15 protein-coding genes are annotated in these 17,249 nt (G+C 68.5%); 5 read left to right on the top strand and 10 right to left on the bottom strand.

The features are described 5' to 3' along the window. Genes ST3T6A_RS0109120 through ST3T6A_RS0109110 form a run of 3 tightly spaced genes read right to left on the bottom strand, consistent with a single transcriptional unit; the run spans position 1 to position 2,392 of the window. The gene (locus tag ST3T6A_RS0109120) at positions 1-630 is read right to left on the bottom strand and encodes a 2-dehydro-3-deoxy-6-phosphogalactonate aldolase (protein WP_019832609.1); all 630 of its coding nucleotides are present in this window, start codon (positions 628-630) and stop codon (positions 1-3) included. After that, positions 630-1,532, bottom strand: a complete 903-nt coding sequence (locus ST3T6A_RS0109115; protein WP_019832608.1) for a 2-dehydro-3-deoxygalactonokinase — start codon at positions 1,530-1,532, stop codon at positions 630-632. Before ST3T6A_RS0109115 ends, ST3T6A_RS0109120 begins: the two co-directional genes overlap by 1 nt. Continuing rightward, complete coding sequence (locus tag ST3T6A_RS0109110; protein ID WP_019832607.1) at positions 1,532-2,392, bottom strand: SMP-30/gluconolactonase/LRE family protein; 861 nt, start codon at positions 2,390-2,392, stop codon at positions 1,532-1,534. Before ST3T6A_RS0109110 ends, ST3T6A_RS0109115 begins: the two co-directional genes overlap by 1 nt. 105 nt (positions 2,393-2,497) lie before the next feature. Between ST3T6A_RS0109110 and ST3T6A_RS0109105 the strand changes: the two genes are divergently transcribed. Then, positions 2,498-4,060, top strand: coding sequence for a sodium/sugar symporter (locus tag ST3T6A_RS0109105; protein WP_019832606.1), 1,563 nt, complete (start codon positions 2,498-2,500; stop codon positions 4,058-4,060). Between the two features lie 26 nt (positions 4,061-4,086). Beyond that, positions 4,087-5,889: an IlvD/Edd family dehydratase gene (locus tag ST3T6A_RS0109100; protein ID WP_019832605.1), complete on the top strand. Its 1,803-nt coding sequence runs from the start codon at positions 4,087-4,089 to the stop codon at positions 5,887-5,889. A gap of 141 nt (positions 5,890-6,030) precedes the next feature. On the opposite strand, the gene ST3T6A_RS0109095 is transcribed toward ST3T6A_RS0109100, so the two are convergent. The 4 genes from ST3T6A_RS0109095 to ST3T6A_RS0109080 form a co-directional block, all read right to left on the bottom strand. Beyond that, a complete protein-coding gene (locus ST3T6A_RS0109095; protein WP_019832604.1) occupies positions 6,031-6,849 on the bottom strand; it encodes an ATP-binding protein in 819 nt (272 codons plus the stop codon). 77 nt (positions 6,850-6,926) lie between these two features. Further along, positions 6,927-8,288, bottom strand: coding sequence for a PEP-CTERM-box response regulator transcription factor (gene prsR, locus ST3T6A_RS0109090; RefSeq protein ID WP_019832603.1), 1,362 nt, complete (start codon positions 8,286-8,288; stop codon positions 6,927-6,929). Beyond that, complete coding sequence (gene prsK / locus ST3T6A_RS19745; protein ID WP_019832602.1) at positions 8,285-9,691, bottom strand: XrtA/PEP-CTERM system histidine kinase PrsK; 1,407 nt, start codon at positions 9,689-9,691, stop codon at positions 8,285-8,287. The genes prsR and prsK overlap by 4 nt, the downstream gene beginning before the upstream one ends. Positions 9,692-9,694: 3 nt before the next feature. Then, on the bottom strand, positions 9,695-11,083 hold the full coding sequence (locus tag ST3T6A_RS0109080; protein ID WP_019832601.1) for a TIGR03013 family XrtA/PEP-CTERM system glycosyltransferase: 1,389 nt from the start codon (positions 11,081-11,083) through the stop codon (positions 9,695-9,697). A gap of 153 nt (positions 11,084-11,236) precedes the next feature. On the opposite strand from ST3T6A_RS0109080, the gene ST3T6A_RS0109075 reads away from it, so the two are divergent. After that, positions 11,237-12,319: a mannose-1-phosphate guanylyltransferase/mannose-6-phosphate isomerase gene (locus ST3T6A_RS0109075; RefSeq protein WP_019832600.1), complete on the top strand. Its 1,083-nt coding sequence runs from the start codon at positions 11,237-11,239 to the stop codon at positions 12,317-12,319. 1 nt (position 12,320) lies between these two features. Here the strand turns inward: ST3T6A_RS0109075 and ST3T6A_RS0109070 are convergent, their stop codons facing one another. The 3 genes from ST3T6A_RS0109070 to ST3T6A_RS0109060 all read right to left on the bottom strand — a co-directional run bounded on the left by ST3T6A_RS0109070 (position 12,321) and on the right by ST3T6A_RS0109060 (position 15,044). Then, positions 12,321-12,950 (bottom strand): DUF4893 domain-containing protein, encoded by a 630-nt coding sequence (locus ST3T6A_RS0109070; protein ID WP_026359559.1) that lies wholly within the window; start codon positions 12,948-12,950, stop codon positions 12,321-12,323. Between the two features lie 137 nt (positions 12,951-13,087). Further along, positions 13,088-13,870 (bottom strand): 3-hydroxybutyrate dehydrogenase, encoded by a 783-nt coding sequence (locus tag ST3T6A_RS0109065; RefSeq protein ID WP_019832598.1) that lies wholly within the window; start codon positions 13,868-13,870, stop codon positions 13,088-13,090. Between the two features lie 31 nt (positions 13,871-13,901). Then, positions 13,902-15,044: a patatin-like phospholipase family protein gene (locus ST3T6A_RS0109060; RefSeq protein ID WP_019832597.1), complete on the bottom strand. Its 1,143-nt coding sequence runs from the start codon at positions 15,042-15,044 to the stop codon at positions 13,902-13,904. 117 nt (positions 15,045-15,161) lie between these two features. Here ST3T6A_RS0109060 and ypfJ point away from each other — a divergent pair, with 117 nt between their 5' ends. Next, positions 15,162-16,073 (top strand): KPN_02809 family neutral zinc metallopeptidase, encoded by a 912-nt coding sequence (ypfJ, locus tag ST3T6A_RS0109055; RefSeq protein WP_019832596.1) that lies wholly within the window; start codon positions 15,162-15,164, stop codon positions 16,071-16,073. Between the two features lie 34 nt (positions 16,074-16,107). After that, positions 16,108-17,097: an aldo/keto reductase gene (locus ST3T6A_RS0109050; protein WP_019832595.1), complete on the top strand. Its 990-nt coding sequence runs from the start codon at positions 16,108-16,110 to the stop codon at positions 17,095-17,097. Positions 17,098-17,249: the final 152 nt, after the last annotated feature.

Here is a 17,249-nt window from a genome sequence, read left to right as displayed (position 1 = left end):
TCAGGCGATCGCCTTCCACGCCGCGACGATGGCGCGGGCGCGCTCGCCCACCACCCCGGCGCTGTCGCCCGCCTTGTAGATGCCGCCGCCGACGCCGAGGCCTTCGCAGCCAGCCTCCAGCCACTCGTCAATATTGCCGGCGCCCGTGCCGCCCACCGCCCAGGTCTGCACGCCCTTGGGCAGCACCTCGCGGATCGCCTTCAGATAGCCGGTGCCATAGCCGACCGCCGGGAACAGCTTGAGCCGGCGCGCGCCCGCCGCCGCCGCGATGAACGCCTCGGTCGGCGTCGCGAAGCCGGGCATCGGCTCCATGCCGAGCGACACCGCGCGCGAGATCACCGCCGCGTTGGTGTTGGGGGTGACGATCAGAACCCCGCCCACCGCCTTCACCGCATCGACGGATTCGGGCTCCAGCACGGTGCCCGCGCCACACAGCGCGCGATCGCCCACCGCCTCGACCAGACGGCGGATGCCCTCCAGCGGCTCGGGGGAATTGAGCGGCACCTCGATCAGGCGGATGCCGGCGTCGACCAGCGCCTCGCCGATCGCCACCACCTCGTCGGGCTTCACGCCGCGCAGGATCGCGACGACGGGGGGAGCGCCGGCCGCGAGAATATCGTCGATGGTCATCATGCCTCCAATGCGGCGAACTGCTCGCCCAATACCGCCAGACCGGCGAGCGCGCAGGCATCGCCATCCAGCAACGTCACCTCGACACCCCGCGCCGCGGCCGCCTTGGCGTAGATGCCGCCCAGGCCGGGATCGCCGACCAGCACCAGCCGCTCGGGTGCGCCGCCGATCAGCGCCAGCCCTTCCGCGATCTCGCCGCCGATCAGCAGCCCCGAGAGCAGCCCCAGCGCCCAGCCGAGGCTCCTGCCCTCGGTGAGCTGCGCGGCGCGCGCCTCGAACAGGCTGGCGACGAGACCGGTGCCGGCGCGCGCCAGCCCGTCCGCGAAGCCCTCATCCCGGCCGTCCATGTCGGTGCCGGCGCGGGTGAGCGTCGAATGGTCGCGCAACAAGGCGAACAGCTCGCCGGTGAAGAAGGTGTGGAAACGCTCCACCCGCCCGTCGACCAGCTCCGCCCATTTGCTGTGCGTGCCCGGAAGCACGAGCAGATGCCGCCCCGTGGCGAGCGACGGATCGACGCGCGCGGCGCCGAATATCTGCGTCTCCTCGCCGCGCATCACGTCGGCATGGCCGGCGAAGTTGGCGCCGCTCAGACCCGGCGCGACCGTCACCCGGATCGCCCCGACATCCACCGAGGCGGTCGAACGCGCCCAGCCGGCGACATCCGACGGGCAAGCCGCGTAAGGCACCTCGAGGACGCCGTTGCGCGAGCCCGCCATGCCGCACAGCAGCACCCCCGACGCCTCCGCCTCCGCCCGCCACGGGCCGACGGTCGCGGCAAGGGTCTCCGCCGGCGAGGCAGTGAGCTGGCCGATGCCGGGGCCGGCGAGCCGGTCCACGACCTCGCCGCCCTCGATGCGGAACAGGCGGAGCCGCGTCGTGCCCCAATCGCCGAGAATCGCCATCAGCCGAGCTTCACCTCGTGCGCGGGCGCCCCCGGCACATCGACCGGGAAGGAGAAGAGCCCGCCGGCCAGCGGCTGCTTCTCCAGCCCCGCCTCGTCGATGCCGATCCGCGCGGTGGTGGCGAAAGCGGTCCTGAGGTCCGCACCCCCGAAGGCGACCTTGGTGACGTTGGCCACGGGCAGCTCCACCACCTGCACCAGCGTGCCGTCCGGCGCATAGCGGCGCGCCGACCAGCCATTCCAGAGCCCCAGCCAGACATGATCCTCGGAATCGATGCTGACGCCGTCGGGAAAACCGTTCTTCGGGTCGATGCGGGCGAAGACCTCGCCATCGCGCAGCAGCGGATCGCCCGAGATGTCGAAGCGCCAGAGGAGACCGCCGAGCGTGTCGACATGGTAGAACCAGCGGCCGTCGCTGCTGATCGCCGGGCCGTTGGTGATGCAGCACTCGCCGCCCGCGACGTGGATCGCGCCCCTGTCGTAGACATGGACGGCGCCGGTCAGCTCGGTCTCGCCATTGTCCATCGAGCCGAACCAGAGTCGACCCTTCGGGTCCACCGAGGCATCGTTGAAGCGGTTGTTGGCGGGCATGTCGACGCGCCCCAGCTCGCGGGTGACCCGGCGGCCGTCGAAATGCTGGAGGACATGGCTGTTGCCCAGCACGAAGCCGCCGTCGTCGGCCGGCAGGATGAAGCAGGGCGAGCCGCCGACCTCGAACGTCTCCTGCGCGCCCGACGCCGGATCATGGCGGTGCACCCGCCCCTGCTTGATGTCGACGAACCAGAGCGCACCCGAGCGCGCATCCCACAACGGTCCTTCGCCCAGCGTCGCGCCGAGCGGCCAGATGCACTCCACAGCCATCCCTTCCCTCATCCCGATTTACATCGTCCAATAATCATATAAATGGGCGATACAAGCCGCAAGCGCCGACCGGGACACCGGATCGGGCCGCAGAGAGGAAAATCCGTGCCGCTCGCCACCATCGATATCGCCGTCATCATCGCCTACGCGATCGCGATCTTCGGTCTCGCCCAATGGGTGAGCCGTGACAAGGCGGGCGCAGGCCCGAAGAACACCACCGACTATTTCCTCGCGTCGAAGAATCTCCCCTGGTGGGCGATCGGCGCGTCGCTGATCGCGGCCAACATCTCGGCCGAGCAGATCGTCGGCATGTCGGGCTCGGGCTATGCCATCGGGCTTGCCATCGCCTCCTATGAGTGGATGGCGGCGCTGACGCTGCTGATCGTCGGCAAGTTCTTCCTGCCGATCTTCCTGCGCAACGAGATCTACACGATGCCGCAGTTCCTCGAGAAGCGGTACGGCAGCGGCATCCGCACGCTGATGGCGATCTTCTGGCTCGTCCTCTACGTGTTCGTGAACCTGACCTCGATCATCTGGCTGGGCTCGATCGCCGTCACCAAGGTGGCGGGCGTCGACCAGACGATCGCGCTGATCGGCCTCGGCACCTTCGCGCTGCTCTACCAGATCCGCGGCGGCCTGAAGGCGGTGGCGCTCACCGACATCGTGCAGGTGACGCTGCTCGTCATGGGCGGCCTCATCATCGCCTGGCTGACGCTCGGCAAGATCGGCGCGGGCGACGTGTTCGCCGGCTGGAACAAGCTCGTCACCACCATTCCCGATCACTTCCACATGATCCTGAAGAAGGGCGACCCGCATTACACCGACCTGCCGGGCCTCTCGGTTCTGATCGGCGGGCTCTGGATCGCGAACCTCAGCTATTGGGGCTTCAACCAGTACATCATCCAGCGCGCGCTGGCGGCGAAGAACATCGCCGAGGCGCAGAAGGGCGTGCTGTTCGCGAGCTTCCTGAAGCTGCTGATGCCGCTCATCATCGTTCTGCCGGGCATCGCCGCCGTGATGCTGGCGCCGGGCCTCGCTAAGCCCGACGAAGCCTATCCGACGATGATGCGCCTGCTGCCGACCGGCCTGCTCGGCCTCGTCTTCGCGGCGCTGATCGCGGCGATCATCGCGTCCACCGCGTCGAAGATCAATTCGATCGCCACCATCTTCACGCTCGACCTCTACAGCAAGTTCGGCCCCAAGCGTGATGAGCGCCATCTCGTCATGGTCGGCCGCATCGCCGCCGTCGTCGCGATCGTCATCGCCATCCTCACCGCTCGCCCGCTGGTCGGCGCGTCGGAGCAGGCGTTCCAGTTCATCCAGGAATTCACCGGCTTCTTCACGCCGGGCATCACCGTGATCTTCCTGCTCGGCCTGTTCTGGAAGCGCGCCAACGAAGCCGGCGCCGTCACCGCCGCGATCGCCTCGGTGGTGCTGTCCTGGCTGTTCAAGCTCACCTGGATCTCGCTGCCCTTCATGGACCGGATGGGCGTGGTGTTCCTGATCTCGCTGGCGCTGGCCGTGATCGTCTCGCTGGTGACCCCGGCGCGCCGCGACACCGACACCATCACGACGGGCGACGTCCACTACGCCACCCGCACCGGCTTCAACATCGGCGCCACCGCCGTGATCCTGATCCTGATCGCCCTCTACGCCACCTGGTGGTGAGCCTCCCCAAGGAACCCTGACGCCTGATGTCCACGACCGACCATAGCCCCCGTCGTCTCCGCTCGCGCGAGTGGTTCGACCGGCCGGGTGATCCCGACATGACGGCGCTCTATCTGGAGCGCTATCTGAACTATGGCCTGACCCGCGAGGAGCTTCAGTCGGGCAAGCCGATCATCGGGATCGCGCAGACGGGGTCCGACCTGTCGCCGTGCAACCGGCATCATGTCGAGCTGGCCAAGCGGGTGCGCGAGGGCATCCGCGAGGCCGGCGGCATCGCGATCGAGTTCCCGGTCCATCCGATCCAGGAGACGGGCAAGCGCCCGACGCCGGGGCTCGACCGCAACCTCGCTTATCTGGGGCTGGTCGAGACGCTGTACGGCTATCCGCTCGACGGCGTGGTGCTGACCATCGGCTGCGACAAGACGACGCCCGCCATGCTGATGGGCGCAGCCACCGTGGACATCCCCGCCATCGCGCTCTCGGTCGGGCCGATGCTCAACGGCTTCCACAAGGGCGAGCGCACCGGCTCGGGCACGATCATCTGGAAGGCGCGCGAGATGCTCGCCGCAGGAGAGATCGACAATGCCGGCTTCATCGATCTGGTCGCCTCCTCGGCGACCTCGGTCGGCTATTGCTCGACGATGGGCACGGCGACGACAATGAACAGCCTCGCCGAGGCGCTGGGGATGCAGCTTCCCGGCTCGGCGGCGATCCCGGCACCTTATCGCCAGCGCGCGCAGGTCGCCTATCTCACCGGCAAGCGCATCGTGGAGATGGTGAACGAGGATCTGCGCCCCTCGAAGATCATGACGCGCGATGCCTTCCTCAACGCCATCGCGGTGAACTCTGCCATCGGCGGCTCGACCAACGCGCCGATCCACCTCGCCGCGATCGCCCGCCACATGGGCGTCGAACTGTCGCTCCAGGACTGGCAGGAGATCGGCCACGATATCCCGCTGCTGGTGAACCTGATGCCGGCGGGCCAGTATCTCGGCGAGGATTATTATCATGCCGGCGGCGTGCCCGCGGTGGTGGCCGAGCTGATGCGCCATGGCCTGATCCGCGAGGACGCCATGACTGCCAACGGCCGCACCATGGGCGACAATTGCCGCGACGCCGAGATCGTCTCGCCCGACGTGATCCGTACCTTCGAGACGGCGTTGAAGCCGAAGGCCGGCTTCCGCGTGATGACCGGCAACATCTTCGACAGCGCCATCATGAAGACCAGCGTGATCTCGGACGATTTCCGCGCACGCTATCTCTCCAACCCCGACGACCCCGAGGCGTTCGAAGGCAAGGTCGCGGTGTTCGACGGGCCGGAGGACTATCACCACCGCATCGACGATCCGGCGGAAGGCATCGACGAGAACACCGTGCTCGTGATGCGCGGCACCGGGCCGGTCGGCTATCCGGGCGCGGCGGAGGTCGTGAACATGCGCCCGCCGGCGCACCTGATCGAGCGCGGCATCACGGCGCTGCCCTGCATCGGCGACGGGCGCCAGTCGGGCACGTCGGGATCGCCCTCGATCCTCAATGCCTCGCCTGAGGCCGCTGCGGGCGGCAACATCGCGATCCTGAGGAACGGCGACCGCATCCGCTTCGATGTCGGCCGGGGCCGGGTGGACCTGCTGGTCGACGAGGCGGAGATCGCGGCCCGCCGCGCTGCGCTGGAAGCTTCGGGCGGCTACCAATACCCCGAGAGCCAGACGCCGTGGCAGGCGATCCAGCGCGGGCTGGTCGGCCAGCTTGGCACCGGCGCGATCCTCGAAGGCATGGAAGCCTTCCAGCGCATCGACGAAACCAAGGGCCTGCCCCGCGACAGCCATTGAGCCTTCCGTCATCCCTTCCTCGTCATCCCGGACTTGATCCGGGATCCCGCTTCTTCCTTCTCGCCCCAAGAGAGCTGGACCCCGGATCAAGTCCGGGGTGACGAAGGGGGGGTGATGCTGACCAGGAGCCCAGCGAGGCGGCTACACTCGCCTCCCCTCGCGCCCCGCCAACTCGACCACATAATGCCACGCCACGCGGCCCGAGCGCGCGCCGCGTCCCGTCGCCCAGCTCACCGCGTCGGCCCCGTCGAAAGGTAGGCCGAGCTTCTTCGCGTAGGCCTCGACCATCGCCAGATAGGTCGGCTGGTCGACATTATGGAAACCGATCGAGAGCCCGAACCGATCCGCCAGCGCGAGCCGGTCGTCCATCACGTCGCGGGCGTTCACCGCCCGATCCTCCTCGCCAAACTCGCGCGACACGATGTGACGGCGGTTGGCGGTGACGTGGAGGCGAGCGTTGTCCGGCCGCGCCTCGGCCCCGCCTTCCAGCAGCGAGCGCAGCGTGCGCGGGCCGGCCGAGCCCTCCTCGAAACCGAGATCGTCGACGAACAGCGCGAAGGCACGCGGCAGATCGGCTATGAGATCGAACAGATGCGGCAAGGTATGGAGCGCATCGGGCGCAACCTCGACCAGCGCGATGTCCTTACCCTCTGCCTGAAGCGCGCCGACGACACTCTTCACCAGCGACGACTTGCCCGTGCCGCGCGCACCCCACAGCAGCACGTCATGCGCGGGGAGACGCTCCGCCAGCCGCGTCGCATTCTGGAGGATCGCGGCCTTCTGCGCCTCGACGCCCGTCAGCAGATCGAGCGCCAGCGGACGGAAAGCCCGCGTCGCCACCAGCACGCCCTCGCGCCACACATAGGCCGGGTGCGAGGCCGGATCGGCGGCGGGCGGCGGCGGGGGCGCCATGCGCTCCAGCGCGGCGGCGATGCGGATGAGGGTCGCGGGATCGGTCATGGCCGAACCCTCTAGGCGATTATCCCGCCAGCGCAACAAAACATCACAATCGCCATGAAAACAGAAATTATGAATGCTCAAGACTGAAGATCATAAGCCTTGAGCAGATCGTAGAGCGTCGGCCGACTGATCCCGAGCAGCCGGGCGGTGGCGGAGATATTGCCGTCGGTCCGCGCCAGCGCCTCGACGATCGCGCGCCGGTCGGCAGCTTCGCGGACTGCGCGCAGGTTGATCGGCAGCGGCTCCTCGCCGGGACAGGCGGGCAGGTCGAGATCGGCGGCGGTGACGAGCTTGCCCTCCGCCATGATCGCGGCGCGCTTCACCCGGTTCTCCAGCTCCCGGACATTGCCGGGCCAGCCCCAGCTCGCGATCGCATCGGCGGCGTCGGGGGAGAGGCCCTTCAATTGCGGATTGATCGCCGGCGCGTGCCGCCTCAGGAAATGCCGCGCGAGCAGCACCGCGTCCCCCGCCCGCTCGGCGAGCGACGGCAGCCGCACCACCATCTCGGCGAGGCGATACCAGAGATCCTCGCGGAAGCCGCCCGACGCCACCATCGCCTCCAGATCGCGGTGCGTCGCGCAGACGATGCGGACATCCACCGGGATCGCCTTGCGCCCGCCGACCCGCTCGATCACGCGCTCCTGGAGGAAGCGCAGCAGCTTCACCTGAAGCGAAAGCGGCACATCGCCGATCTCGTCGAGGAAGAGCGTGCCGCCCGACGCCTGCTCGATCTTCCCCTCGACGGTGCGGATCGCGCCGGTGAACGCGCCTTTCTCATGGCCGAACAGCTCGGCCTCCAGCAGCGTCTCGGGGATGGCCGCGCAATTGATCGCGACGAACGGCCCCTTGGCGCGCCGGCTCGCGGCATGAAGGCCGCGTGCGACCAGTTCCTTGCCCGTCCCGCTCGCGCCCAGCACGAGCAGCGACACGTCGGTCTGCGCCACGCGCTCGACGGTGCGGGCGACCTTGAGCATCTCGGGCGCGGCGGTGACGATCGTGCCCAGCACCGTGTCGCCGGCCAGCGCCGCTAGCCGCGCATTCTCCCGCTCCAGCGCATGGACATGGAAGGCCCGCGCCACGATCAGGCCGAGCGTGTCGATGTCGACTGGCTTGGCGTAGAAGTCCCACGCCCCCCGCGCGATCGCCTCGCGCGCACTCTCGCGGGCCTCATGGCCGGAGGCGACGATGATCTTGGCGTCGGGCTTGATCGCCAGCATCTCGGCGAGCGTGGCGAAGCCCTCGGAGGTGCCGTCGGGATCGGGCGGCAGGCCGAGATCGAGCGTCACCACCGCCGGCTCCTCGGCGCGCAGCGCGTCGATGGCGGCGGCGCGGTCGGCGGCGATCACCACCTCATAGCCGTCATAGGCCCAGCGGAGCTGCCGGGCGAGGCCCGGGTCGTCCTCGACCACCAGCAGCTTGGGAAGCGCCTCTCCGCTCATGCCGACACAGGCTCCTCGGCGAAGGGCAGCAGGATGGTGAAGCGGCTCCCTTCGCCCTCGCGGCTCTCCACCTCCAGCCGCCCGCCCATGCCGGCAACCAGCGAGCGCGCCTCGAACGCGCCGATGCCGAAGCCGCCCACCTTGGTGGAGGTGAACGGCTTGAACAGGCTGTGGCGGATGAAGTCCGCGCTCATCCCCCGGCCGCGATCGAGCACCGTCACCTCCACTTCGAAGCCCCGCCGATCGATCGAGAGCCAGACGGGCTCGTCGGGCGGGCTCGCCTCGATGGCGTTCTGCACGAGATGGCCGATCGCCAGCTCCAGACGCGCCGGATCGAACAGCGCCTGAATATCCGAGCGGCCGGACAGCGCGATCGGATGCTGGGCCCGCCGGCGCGCGGCGATCGCCTCCAGCACGGCGCGCGGGCACGCCACGCGCGGCGGGTCGGGGCGCTGCGTTCCCTGCGGCGAGAGGCGGGCGAGCAGGTCGTTGAGGCGCTGCACCGAATCTTGGAGCGTCGTCACCATATCGGCGCGGAAGGCGGGGTTGTCGGCGTGCCGCTCGGCATTGCGGGCGACGAGGCCGAGCTGGCTCGCCAGATTCTTGATGTCGTGGACGATGAAGGCGAAGCGGCGGTTGAACTCGTGGAAGCGCCGCGCTTCGGCCAGGGCTTCCTGCCCCTGTGCCTCGGCGAGATGGCTCGCCACCTGCCGCCCCGCGACCGAGAGCAGGTCATAATCCTCCCAGTCGAGCCGGCGGTCGACCGGCGGCCGCGCGAGCAGGATGAACCCGGTCAGCCGATCGCCATGGACCAGCGGCACGCCCGCCCAGATCGAGGGATCGCCCAGCACCCACGCCGGAACGGAGCCCCGCTCCTCCTCGGGCGCGGCGCGCAGCGCGTCGACGTCGAGCACGCGCGGATCGCGCTCCACCGCCCGCGCGAAATCGATGCCGCAACCCGCAGCAGCCCCCTCCGGCCACGACGCCGCCTCGGCCGCGTCGAGACGGCCCGACGGCGTCATCACGAGCAGCCGCGCCTGCGGGGCGTCGGTGATGTCGGCGAGAGCGCGCTCGATCCGCGGCTCCAGCGCCTCGTCCGCGCCATCGCCCAGCGTGCGGGTGAAGCGCAGCCACTCGGCGCGATAATCATAGCGGTGGCGGAAGAGATGCTGGGCCAGCCGCAGCTTGAGCCAGCTCCGCACCCGGCCCGGCGGCAGGATCATCATCGCCGCGAAGCTCGCCCCGAACACCACCATCACGCGCGCCAGCCACGCGTAGACGGTGCCCAGCGGCTCCACCGCGTCCAGCAGCACCAGCGTGACCGCGAGATAGGCGAGCGAGGCGGCGATCGCCAGCGCGCGCAGGATCACGGTGCGCGAGAGGTGGAGCGCACCCGGCCGCATCGCTCAGCGCGCTCCTGACGGCCAGATCAGCACGCGCACCGTCTGCAACAGGATCAGCAGATCGAGGAAGGGCGTGTAGTTCTTGGCGTAATAGAGATCATATTCGAGCTTGTTGTGCGCATCCTCCAGGCTGGCGCCATAGGGATAGTTGATCTGCGCCCAGCCGGTGATGCCGGGCTTCACCATGTGCCGCTCGTCATAGAAGGGGAGCTGCTCGGCGAGGCTGGTGACGAACTGGAGCCGCTCGGGGCGCGGGCCGACGAAGCTCATCTTGCCCTTCAGCACCACCCAGAGCTGCGGCAGCTCGTCGATGCGGACCATGCGGATGAAGCGGCCGACGCGGGTGACGCGCGGGTCGTTCTCCTGCGCCCAGACGGCCTGCCCCGCGACCTCCGCGTCCTGCCGCATCGAGCGCAGCTTGATGACGTCGAACTCTTCCCCGAACAGGCCGACGCGCTTCTGCCGGTAGAAGGCCGGGCCCTTGCTCTCCAGCCGGATGGCGATCGCGGTCAGCAGGATTAGCGGCGCCGAGACGATCAGCATGACGAGGCTGACGAGGATGTCGAACTGCCGCTTGGCGATGCTCGACAGGAAACGGCCGGAGGCGAAGCCGTCCGAGAAGATCAGCCAGCTATGGCTCGCGGTGGCGAGGTCGACGCGGCCGGTCTCGCGCTCGAGGAAGGTGGACAGCTCGCTCACATGCACGCCCGTCGTCTTGAGCCGCAGCAGGTCCTTGAGCGGCAGCGCGTTACGCCGCTCCTGAAGCGCCAGCACCACCTCGCTCGCCTTGAGGTTGACGACATGGTCGGCGAGGCTCTCGATCGCATCCCGATTGATCGCGCCGCGCACCGCGTCCGGCCCGTCGTTCATGCCGATGAAGCCGCAGACGATGAAGCCCGCGCCCGGCCGGTCGCCCAACGCCTTGATCCGCGCCGCGCGCGGCCCCGCGCCCAGCACCAGCAGACGCCTCTTGAACGTCTCGGAGCCCAGCAGCCGCCCCAGCATCAGCCGCGCCACCGTCAGCGCCGTGGGCGCGATCAGCGCGGCATAGAGCGCGTTGGAGCGCCACAGCGTCAGCCCCGGAAACAGGAAGGACAGCACCGACACGATGATCATGCCGACCGCCACGCCGACGATCAGCCGCACCGCCGCGAACCGCACCGAGTGGAGCGCATCCAACCCATAGACGCCGACCGCGATCAGCGCCGTCTCCACCGCCACCGCGAACGTGAGCAGCGGCCCGAGGCGGTGGGTGACCGGGGTAACGGCCATGCCGATCTGCCAGGCGCGCAGCACCCAGCTCGCCTCGGCCGCGCAGAACAGCAGCACGACGTCCACCATGCCCAGCAGCAGCACGGCATGGGGAACATAATGCTTGAACAGTCTGATCACGCCCGCTTCCCCATCTGCCGGGCCGGCTTACCCGTCATGGGAGGGGGTGTCGCTCAAATTGACAAATAAATCCTGAAACCATCGCTGGGCTGGAGGATTGAGCGCATAAGGGCGGCTGTCCGGCAGGCCCAGTCACCGAATCGAGGCATGTGCATGACCGAGCGACGGCGGATCACCCCTGTCATTCTTTCGGGGGGCTCCGGCACGCGGCTGTGGCCGCTGTCCCGGACGGAGCGTCCGAAGCAGCTCCTGTCGCTGACGCATGTGGAGACGATGCTCCAGATGACGGCGCGGCGGACGATGGGGGTCGAGCGGTTCGCGGCACCGATGGTGGTGGCGAACGCCGCCCACGCCGATGCGATCGAGGCGCAGCTCCATGAAGCGGGGATCGAGCCCGGCACGCTGATCCTCGAGCCCGCCGCGCGCAACACCGCGCCTGCCATCGCGCTGGCGGCGGCCGCCGCCGAGCCCGACCAGATGCTGCTGGTGATGCCGAGCGATCATGTCATCGGCGACGTTTCCGCCTTCCACGCCGCGATCGAGAAGGCGGTGCCGCTGGTGGAGGCCGGCTGGCTCGCCACCTTCGGCATCACGCCGACCTCGCCCGAGACGGGCTATGGCTATATCTGCCGCGGCGAGGAGATCGCGCCCGGCGTCCAGCGCGTCGCCCGCTTCGTCGAGAAGCCCGACCTCGCCACCGCCGAGGGCTATCTGGCGCAAGGCTGCTATTCGTGGAACGGCGGCATCTTCCTGTTCACGGCGCAGAGCTACATGGCAGCGCTCGATCTCCATGCGCCGGGGATCGCGGCGGCGGCGCGCGAGGCGGTGGCCTCGGGGCGGCGCGAGGGCGGCCGGCTCCATCCCGATCCGCTGGCGTTCGGGCGCTCGCCGTCGGATTCGATCGACTATGCGGTGATGGAGAAGGCCGATCGCGTCGCGGTCGTGCCGGTCGAGATGGGCTGGTCCGATGTCGGAAGCTGGGATGCGCTCCACGAGCTGGCGGTCAAGGACCATGACGGCAACGCCCACCATGGCGAGGTGCTCGCCATCGACACCTCCAACTGCCTGATCCGCTCCGAAGGCCCGCTGGTCGCCGCCATCGGCGTCAAGGACGTCATCGTCATCGCCACCCGCGACGCCGTGCTCGTCATGCCGCGCGGCGACAGCCAGCAGGTCAAGCGCGCCGTCGACCAGCTCAAACGCGCCGGGCACATCACTCTCGACCGGCCCTGCTAGGTCAGGATTCGGGCACCAGCTCCATCACGTCCATCTTCGATTCCCACGCCGGAGAGGGCAGCAGCATCCGCCACTGATGCTCGCCCACCCGCTCGATCGCGCCGACCATGTCGCGATCCACGTCGCGGCCATAGGCGATCGGTTTCGATTCATCGCCGAGGATCATCGTGCCGAGGAAGATCGAGCGCGAGGCGCTGTCCGGATAGATCCGCCCGGACGGCCGCTGGAGCCCGTTCAGCTCGATCAGCCGCAGCAGCCTGTCCGACGGGCGGACCTGGCAGCGGTGCGCCGGATAGGCGACGAACGCGCGATGGCCTTCCTGCTTGGCGCCGAGCTTGATCACCCGGCAGCGATAGAAGCCCACCGGCAGCGTCGCGCCATCCAGCGCCGCATCGGGATCGAGCAGCCGCCCCTCGGCGTCGATCTCCGCGCCATGGCCATGGCTGCGCGCCTCCGCCAGCGAATCGACGAACGCCTTGCGCCACGCCCGCAGCCGGACGTGATCCGGATCGCTGATCGCGTCGTGCCAGTCCGGCAGGGGGGGCTGGCCCGCGGCGGTGGCCGGCGGGCAGGCCCCCTTGGTCGCGCATCCCGACAGCCCCGCCAGCATCATCAGGGCGATGGAAGACACGACGGCACGGACGGGCATGGACGACCTTTCGACAAACTGGGACCGACCATAGCCTGCCCTGCCCGCCGCCGACAATCGCCACCCCCATGACCATCTCGTCATGCGGGAAACGGGGGCGTCGCCGCCCCCGCCTCAGCTCACTCGGCCGTCCAGCCGCCGTCGATCGAGTAATTGGAGCCGGTGATCTGCGCCGCCTCGTCGCGGCAGAGGAACACCGCCAGCGCGGCCACCTGCTCGGCGGTGACGAACTGCTTGGTCGGCTGGCCGTCGAGCAGCACGTCGTTGATGACCTGCTCGCGCGTCAGGTTGCGGGCCTTCATCGTGTCGGGAATCTGGTTCTCGACCAGCGGCGTCCAGACATAGCCCGGCGAGATGCAGTTCACCGTGATGCCGAAGGTCGCCGTCTCCAGCGCCGCCGTCTTGGTGAGGCCATCGATGCCGTGCTTCGCGGTGACGTAAGCCGACTTGAACGGCGAGGCGACCTTCGAGTGGGCCGAGGCCGTCGAGATGATGCGGCCCCACTTGTTCGCCTTCATCAGCGGGATCGCCGCCTGCATCAGGTGGAAGGCCGAGGAGAGGTTGATCGCGATGATCTGATCCCACTTGGCGATCGGGAAGGTGTCGATCGGCTCGACATGCTGGACGCCGGCATTGGCGATCACGATGTCCGGGCCGCCCAGCTCGTCATGGCAGCGCTGGACCATCGCGTGGATCGCGTCCGGCTTGGTCATGTCGGCGTCCGAATAGAGCGCCTTGCCCGACGTCGCCTCCAGCGCGGCGCGCTCGGTCTCGATCGCGGCGGCATCGCCGAAACCGTTGATCATCACCTGCGCGCCCTCGGCCGCCAGCGCCTTCGCATAAGCGAGGCCGATGCCCGAGGTGGAACCGGTGACGAGCGCGGTCTTGCCCTTGAGGAACATGGGGACGTTCTCCTTGCCTTGGGTGATGCCGTCAGCGCGGCGTGAGATCGAAGGCGGCGGTCTTGCCGTCGAGGATATTGGTGGCGATCAGGCCGGATTTGCTGATCGTCTGCTCGACCGCATCGCGGCCGGCCTGCCAATGCTCGGCCTTGGTGCGCTCCGAGAACTCATAGTCGCGCGAGCCGCCTTCCCACGCATTGGCGCGGTAGATGAGCTGGACGAGGCTCACCGCATTCTCGTGCGCGATGGCGGTGAGCGCCTTGACGTCGGGATCGTCCTTCAGCTCGGGCGGCAGCTTGGCGAGCACGCGCGAGGCGACCTCGCGACGTTTCCGCGCCTTCATCCGCTCGTCCGAGATGGTGCGCGTGCGGCTGGAATATTGGATCTCCTTGGCGCGCGCCATGACGTCCATCATCGTCCTGGGCTTCACGCCCTGCGACGAGAACAGGTCAACCTGGAAGATCAGCAGGTCGGTCGTCTGGTTGTCGAGCACATGGCTGAGCGGCGTGTTGGAGACGACGCCGCCGTCCCACCACCATTTGCCGTCGATCTCGACCGGCGGGAGCCCCGGCGGAAGCGCGCCCGAGGCCATGATGTGGCGATGGTCGATCCGGCATTTCTTCGTGTCGAAGAAGAAGAAATTGCCGCTCTCGATCTCGACCGCACCCACCGACAGCCGCACCGGGCCATTGTTGAGCAGATCCCAGTCGACCAGCTCGTTGAGCGTCGCGACCAGCGGGGTGGTGTCGTAATAGGAAAGCGCCTCGCAGCTTCCCGGCGCGGCCATGATCGGCGGCAGCGGACGCGGCGCGAAGAAGCCCGGCACGCCGCCCGTCGCCACCATCGCGGCGGACCATTCGTGCAGCACCTCGCGCATCTCGTCGGAGGCCCAGGGGATGGGGAAGCTCGGCAGCCTGGACGTCACCTTGTCCCAGAACTGGCGCAGCCGCTCGACTCGCCGCTCGGGCGGGTTGCCCGCGATCAGCGCGGCGTTGACCGCCCCGATCGAGATGCCGGCCACCCAGTCGACCTCGATGTCGACCTCCTCCAGCGCCTCGTAGACGCCGGCCTGAAAGGAACCCAGCGCCCCTCCGCCCTGAAGGACGAGGGCCACCTGATCGGGCAACGGCATCGGCGCATTGGTCTTGCGCCGGCGGGGATCGGCATCGGACATGGCGGTCATCCTGCGCCTGTTGTTGCAACGCATCAAGCATGGGTTCATGACAGTTTGGCAACCCAGGGGCCTGGCCGTGCATTGTTCGCGGCGACGAATTTCGGGGAGGAAGCCGCCATGCGGCTCGACGACTACCGGACCAGCGACAATGTCGGCGACGAGCGCGGCCAGAATTATGGCGGCGGCGGTGGTGGCTTTGGCGGCGGAGGGATGTTCCCGCTGCTGCTCGGCTTCGTCTTCAACCGCTTCGGGATCGGCGGGATCGTCGTCCTCATCATCGGCGCGCTGATCTTCGGCGGCAATCCGCTGGCCCTGATGGGCGGGGACCATGCGCTGCCCCGCGGCGACGCCCCCGCCATCAACAAAGAGGGCGCGGCGCATGCCTGCGCCGTGGACGCGGCGAGCAAATTCTCCTGCCAGGTGCTGGCCTCCACCGAGGACACCTGGGCCAAGCTCTTCCAGCAGCAGGGCAAGCAGTACACGCCGGCCGGGCTCATCTTCTACAGCCGCAACGGCCTGTCCGGTTGCGGCGCCGCACAATCGGCGATGGGGCCGTTCTACTGCCCCAACGACCAGAAAGTGTATCTCGACACCAGCTTCTATGACGAGCTGAAGAGCCGCTTCGGCGCGCCGGGCGACTTCGCGCAGGCCTATGTCGTCGCGCACGAGGTCGGCCATCATGTGCAGGACCTGCTCGGCATCCTCCCCAAGGTGAGCGAGCAGCAGCACGCGGTCAGCGCCAAGCAGGCCAATGCGCTTCAGGTCCGGGTCGAGCTTCAGGCGGATTGCTTCGCCGGCGTCTGGGCCGCCAACAATCGCGACCGGCTCGATCCGGGCGATGTCGAGGAAGGCATGAAGGCCGCCCACTCGATCGGCGACGACACGCTCCAGCAGGAGGCGCAGGGCCGCGTCATGCCCGACAGCTTCACCCACGGCACCTCGGCGCAGCGGATGGAGTGGCTGAAGAAGGGCATCGATTCGGGCGATCCCGCCCAGTGCGACACCTTCGCGGCGGGCGCGGACGCCTGATCGCCTCCCGCAAGCCCCCTCCCGGAGGATCGACATGGATTATCTCAAGCTCGGCAACACCGGCCTGGACGTCTCCCACCTCTGCCTCGGCTGCATGACCTTCGGCGTGCCGACACGCGGCAACCATCCCTGGACGCTCGACGAGGAGAAGAGCCGCCCGATCATCCGGCAGGCGGTGGAGGCGGGGATCAATTTCTTCGACACCGCCAATGTCTATTCGGACGGAACCTCCGAGGAGATCGTCGGCCGCGCCCTTAAAGAGTTCATCCCCCGCGAGGAGGTGGTGATCGCCACCAAGGTGCATGGCCGGATGCACCCCGGCCCCAATGGCGCCGGCCTCTCGCGCAAGGCGATCATGACCGAAATCGACACCTCGCTGAAGCGGCTCGGCACCGATTATGTCGATCTCTACCAGATCCACCGCTTCGATCCGGACGTGCCGATCGAGGAGACGCTGGAGGCGCTTCACGACATCGTGAAGGCGGGCAAGGCGCGCTATATCGGCGCCTCGTCGATGGCGGCGTGGCAGTTCGCCACCCTGCTCCATGTCGCCGAGCAGAATGGCTGGACGCGCTTCGTCACCATGCAGAATTATCTCAACCTCCTCTATCGCGAGGAGGAGCGCGAGATGCTGCCCTTGTGCGAGGCGGAAGGGATCGGCGTGATCCCGTGGAGCCCGCTCGCCCGCGGCCGCCTCACCCGCGACTGGGACGAGGAGACCGCCCGTTCCGAGACCGACGGTTTCGGCCGCTCGCTCTACGCCGAGACCGCCGGGGCGGACCGCAAGGTGGTCGAGCGCGTCGCCGAGATCGCGAAGGAACGCGGCGTGCCGCGCGCGCAGGTGGCGCTGGCGTGGGTGCTCTCCAAACCGGAGGTGTCCGCGCCGATCGTCGGCGCGTCGAAGCCGGGGCATCTCGACGACGCGCTGGCCGCGCTCGACCTCGAACTGAGCGACGAGGAGATCGCCCGGCTGGAAGAGCCTTATGTTCCGCATGCGGTGGTGGGCTTCGAGATCAGGCCCTGACACGCGAACCGCGCCGGTTCGGGCATCGCGCGAATGGAGGGACGGCGGCCGCTGGAAGCCCATCGCCCCTCCGCCTTTTGTCCAGCCTCGACGACATGGCTTCCCTCCCGCCGCGAAAAGGGCTCTAACCGCAGCGGACATTGATGGAGGGA

Source organism: Sphingomonas sp. PR090111-T3T-6A (genome assembly GCF_000383095.1).
In the GTDB taxonomy this organism is placed as follows: Bacteria; Pseudomonadota; Alphaproteobacteria; order Sphingomonadales; family Sphingomonadaceae; genus Solisphingomonas.
Note: the sequence above shows the minus strand (reverse complement) of the source record. Positions and strands in the feature narration are given on the sequence as shown.

Bases quoted from the DNA above. Each gene is read 5' to 3' on its own strand.
- ST3T6A_RS0109120 (WP_019832609.1), bottom strand. From the start codon at position 630: ATGACCATCGACGATATTCTCGCGGCCGGCGCTCCCCCCGTCGTCGCG.
- ST3T6A_RS0109115 (WP_019832608.1), bottom strand. From the start codon at position 1,532: ATGGCGATTCTCGGCGATTGGGGCACGACGCGGCTCCGCCTGTTCCGC.
- ST3T6A_RS0109110 (WP_019832607.1), bottom strand. From the start codon at position 2,392: ATGGCTGTGGAGTGCATCTGGCCGCTCGGCGCGACGCTGGGCGAAGGA.
- ST3T6A_RS0109100 (WP_019832605.1), top strand. From the start codon at position 4,087: ATGTCCACGACCGACCATAGCCCCCGTCGTCTCCGCTCGCGCGAGTGG.
- ST3T6A_RS0109095 (WP_019832604.1), bottom strand. From the start codon at position 6,849: ATGACCGATCCCGCGACCCTCATCCGCATCGCCGCCGCGCTGGAGCGC.
- prsR (WP_019832603.1), bottom strand. From the start codon at position 8,288: ATGAGCGGAGAGGCGCTTCCCAAGCTGCTGGTGGTCGAGGACGACCCG.
- prsK (WP_019832602.1), bottom strand. From the start codon at position 9,691: ATGCGGCCGGGTGCGCTCCACCTCTCGCGCACCGTGATCCTGCGCGCG.
- ST3T6A_RS0109075 (WP_019832600.1), top strand. From the start codon at position 11,237: ATGACCGAGCGACGGCGGATCACCCCTGTCATTCTTTCGGGGGGCTCC.
- ST3T6A_RS0109065 (WP_019832598.1), bottom strand. From the start codon at position 13,870: ATGTTCCTCAAGGGCAAGACCGCGCTCGTCACCGGTTCCACCTCGGGC.
- ST3T6A_RS0109060 (WP_019832597.1), bottom strand. From the start codon at position 15,044: ATGTCCGATGCCGATCCCCGCCGGCGCAAGACCAATGCGCCGATGCCG.
- ypfJ (WP_019832596.1), top strand. From the start codon at position 15,162: ATGCGGCTCGACGACTACCGGACCAGCGACAATGTCGGCGACGAGCGC.
- ST3T6A_RS0109050 (WP_019832595.1), top strand. From the start codon at position 16,108: ATGGATTATCTCAAGCTCGGCAACACCGGCCTGGACGTCTCCCACCTC.